The 3,237-nt window shown below is 62.5% G+C and carries 6 protein-coding genes; 1 reads left to right on the top strand and 5 read right to left on the bottom strand.

From position 1 onward, the window contains the following. Positions 1-2: 2 nt before the first annotated feature. Positions 3-407, bottom strand: a complete 405-nt coding sequence (gene hpaR, locus EN742_RS29165; RefSeq protein WP_245492422.1) for a homoprotocatechuate degradation operon regulator HpaR — start codon at positions 405-407, stop codon at positions 3-5. A 231-nt stretch (positions 408-638) separates the two neighbouring features. Between hpaR and EN742_RS29160 the strand changes: the two genes are divergently transcribed. Then, the gene (locus EN742_RS29160) at positions 639-1,025 is read left to right on the top strand and encodes a 5-carboxymethyl-2-hydroxymuconate Delta-isomerase (protein ID WP_128333571.1); all 387 of its coding nucleotides are present in this window, start codon (positions 639-641) and stop codon (positions 1,023-1,025) included. 31 nt (positions 1,026-1,056) lie between these two features. On the opposite strand, the gene EN742_RS29155 is transcribed toward EN742_RS29160, so the two are convergent. The 4 genes from EN742_RS29155 to EN742_RS29145 all read right to left on the bottom strand — a co-directional run. After that, positions 1,057-1,839 (bottom strand): IclR family transcriptional regulator, encoded by a 783-nt coding sequence (locus tag EN742_RS29155; protein WP_128333570.1) that lies wholly within the window; start codon positions 1,837-1,839, stop codon positions 1,057-1,059. Next, a complete protein-coding gene (locus tag EN742_RS29150; protein ID WP_128333569.1) occupies positions 1,839-2,198 on the bottom strand; it encodes a hypothetical protein in 360 nt (119 codons plus the stop codon). Before EN742_RS29150 ends, EN742_RS29155 begins: the two co-directional genes overlap by 1 nt. Next, entirely contained in the window at positions 2,188-2,451 is a 264-nt protein-coding gene (locus tag EN742_RS38800; protein WP_210214487.1) for a hypothetical protein, read from the bottom strand. Before EN742_RS38800 ends, EN742_RS29150 begins: the two co-directional genes overlap by 11 nt. Positions 2,452-2,459: 8 nt before the next feature. Beyond that, positions 2,460-3,237: acyclic terpene utilization AtuA family protein (locus EN742_RS29145; RefSeq protein WP_210214486.1), on the bottom strand; the 778-nt coding region annotated here is incomplete at its 5' end.

The raw sequence follows: 3,237 nt of genomic DNA, 5'->3' as shown, positions 1-3,237 counted from the left end.
GCTCAGCCTTCCGTCGACTCCGACTGGATCAGGCTTTCCAGCATATCCAGCAGTCGCTCGTGCTCCTCGGCGCCGTAGCGTTTCTCGATCGCGTCGTAGATGGCGATGCGCTCGGGCGCGAGCTCCTCGATCAGCGCCAGGCCGGCTGGGCGGATGGCGAGCAAGGCGCGGCGGCCATCATCCTTGACCTTGTTGCGGGTGATGAACTCCCGCTCCTCCATCGCCTTGATGATGCGAGTGAGGCTGGGCGGCAAGATCGAGGCGCTGTTGGCGAGCTCGGTCGCCTCCAGCGGGCCGGTCTCGGCGAGCACGCGCAGCACGCGCCATTGCTGCTCGGTGATGTCGTGGCGGGCGAGCATCGGCCGGAAATGCGCCATGATCACTTCGCGGGCGCGCAAAAGGGCCATTGGCAAGGATCGGCGAGTGTTGGGCGGTAGCAAAATCAGGTCTCCGAAAAATTGAATCCAGTACGACTCAGGCAAATAAATGCTCGGATTGCCGCTTATATCCGCAATTTAGCCGCGAGCGACAATCCAGCTGGGACGATCCATTGGCTTAGACAATGACGCTTGACATCCGATCGTCAAGATGTAATTCACATGTTAACTACAGGATCGGTACTGCCGTCGGAGGAAACCTTGCCCCATATGGCGATCGAATATTCGGCGAATCTCGACGCGAAGCTCGACATGGGCGAACTCTGCACGCTGGTCTCGCGCACCATCCTCGAAACCGGGCTGTTCGAACCGGGCGCGATCAGGGTGCGCGCCTTCCGCGCGGAAGCCTACGCGATTGCCGACCTTTTGCCTGAGAACAGCTTCATCGACATGAATTTCCGCATCGGCAAAGGCCGTAGTGCGGCGGAAAAGAAAAGCGCGGGCGAGGCGATCTTCGCGGCTGTTGCCGATCATCTGGCATCGCTGTTCGCCACGCCGCATTTCGCGCTGTCGCTGGAAATCCGCGAGATCGACTCCGAGCTCAGCTGGAAGAAGAACGCCATCCATCCGCGCTTGCGCGCCAAGTGAAGGAAGAGGCGACCGCGTCGTTCACACATCGCTAGCCGGACCAGCCCATCGCCTTGCCGGCCGTTTCGCCATAGTCCACCTGTCCAAGATCACTAAGCGTCTCGGAAATCCTGGCCGCAGCGTTTCGCAACGCCGACACCAAGACTTGACGACGAGCTTCCGTCACCTCGTTCTTCGGTCCGGATATCGCGACCGCAGCGATCGGGTATCCATCAACGAGGATCGGCGCCGAGAGACTTACGACCCCTTGGCGCGATCCGTCCACTGTCATCGCAAAGCCGCGCTCTCGCGTCAGGAAAAGGTCGGCGCCAAGTGCGGTCATGTCCAGTCCGTCCGCGCGAGGATGAACCTGGACCCTTGCCGCTACCGTGCTCGGTTCATGCCAGGCAAGCATGGCGTGGCCCGAGGACACGAGAAATGCCGGCAGACGCATCCCGGGCTGCGCCGAAACGTGCGAGATCGTTTCGGCTTCGACCTTGTCGATGTACAGGACATCACCGCCCTCGAGCACCGACAGAAAAACATTGAGACCGACTTCGGCATGCAAAGCGCGTAGGAACGGCTGCGCGGTGCGCCGCAGCGGATCGCGGCGCATGATGCGCATGCCGATTTCCCAGGTTTTGAGCGTCGCGACGTAGCGGCCCGCATCGTCGGCCCTGCGCACATAGCCCAGGATAGCGAGCGTACCAAGCAGCCGCGAGACATTCGAGCGCGTAAGAGCGAGCTCGCGCCCGAGTTCAGCGGCGCCTCGTGGCGTATTGCTGGAAGCTAGAGCTTCGACAAGCTGAAGACCTTTGCGTAGCGTCTTGTCCATCAATCTCCGGACTCCAGCTTCCCCAGATCGATCGTCAGCATCAGCGCGCTCAGGCTCTTGCCATGCGGATCCTGTGCCAGTGAGCGAGTCACGCCGCCCCCGAGCGCGTTTTCGATGACGAAGTTCAAGGCGTGCAATTTCGGCAGTTCGTACCGGCGTACAGGACCCGCCGCGATATGGCGGAAGGCCATAGCAACGCGTTCCACGGTCAAACGCTCGCGTAGCAGCAGCCACGCCTCCTCGTCATAGGCAATTACCGAAATGTTCGAGGTGTTGCCCTTGTCGCCCGCCCGCGCGTGCGCAAGATCGTAGACACGGGTGCGAGCCCCGCGCGAGGGTCGAACCTGCTCACTGCACATGGCCGATCACCTCAACCCGATGCCTGACGAAATGGCGTGGCAATAAAACCGATTTCACAGCCAGCACCTCCTGGACGCCCAGGCTGTAGCCGCCTCCCGCACCGGTGGGCCCCTGCATATGCAACCCACGCACCTCCGCGCCCACGGCGGCGGCGGCTTTCCGGTCGGTGGCCCGCGCGGCCACCCGAAGCCTGACTTCATACGGCTCCGGTCGGGAGGCGTCCTCGCCATGCAGGCTCGTCATGCCGATCAAGTCGACCCTCATTTCGGAGTAAGCGAACCCCTGAGCTTGCAATCTGGCCTTGACCACGTCCGCGCCAAGCCGGGCGCGGGCCACGGCATTGATCCCGGCGAAGCCCATCTCGCCGATCCCGATATAGCCGTCGAAATAGCCGACGACGACCTTGTACGTGGGCGCGCGGCGGCGCCGACGACCTCGACGCGGTCGCTGGCGCGCTGGATGAATTCGACGCCTGTGACGTCCAGCACGCAGTCTGGCGTGATATAGCGGGAGGGGTCATGGATTTCGTAAAGGAGTTGTTCTGTGCAGGTGGCACGGTCGAGCCGACCACCGCTTTTTGGGGTTTTCGACAGGGTGACTTTCCCATCCTGCGAAACGTCAGCGAAAGGATAGCCGAGGCCAGCAAGGTCTTCGACTTCCTTGCGTCCGGGATCGGCGAAGCACCCCCCGGTGAGTTGGCCGGAGCACTCTAGAAGATGGCCAGTCAGCGTGCCGGCGGCGAGACGGTCCAGGTCGTCATAAGACCAGCCGAGATGATGCATCATCGGGCCTAGGAACAGCGAAGGGTCGGCCACTCGTCCCGTCACCACAATCTCGGCGCCGGTGTCCAGCGCATCGCGCACGGCGTCGGCACCGAGATAAGCGTTCGCCGAGGCCATCCTCGGCAGGATTTCTTCCAGCGACAAGCCATCCTCCAGCGTCGTAAGGCCGCCCTGCTGGCGCATCAACTCGGAAACATCGTCGCCAAGCACGACCGAGCAGGAAGGCTGCGAACGCCCCACAGCGTCCGCCTCTTCC

It is taken from the genome of Mesorhizobium sp. M4A.F.Ca.ET.020.02.1.1 (assembly GCF_004022645.1).
GTDB lineage: Bacteria > Pseudomonadota > Alphaproteobacteria > Rhizobiales > Rhizobiaceae > Mesorhizobium.
The sequence above is the reverse complement of the archived record's forward strand: the minus strand, read 5'-3'. Positions and strand labels throughout refer to the sequence as shown.

What these genes read in the sequence shown, in the direction of transcription:
- EN742_RS29150 (WP_128333569.1), bottom strand. Translation starts at nt 2,198, where the DNA reads ATGTGCAGTGAGCAGGTTCGACCCTCGCGCGGGGCTCGCACCCGTGTC.
- EN742_RS29155 (WP_128333570.1), bottom strand. Translation starts at nt 1,839, where the DNA reads ATGGACAAGACGCTACGCAAAGGTCTTCAGCTTGTCGAAGCTCTAGCT.
- hpaR (WP_245492422.1), bottom strand. Translation starts at nt 407, where the DNA reads ATGGCCCTTTTGCGCGCCCGCGAAGTGATCATGGCGCATTTCCGGCCG.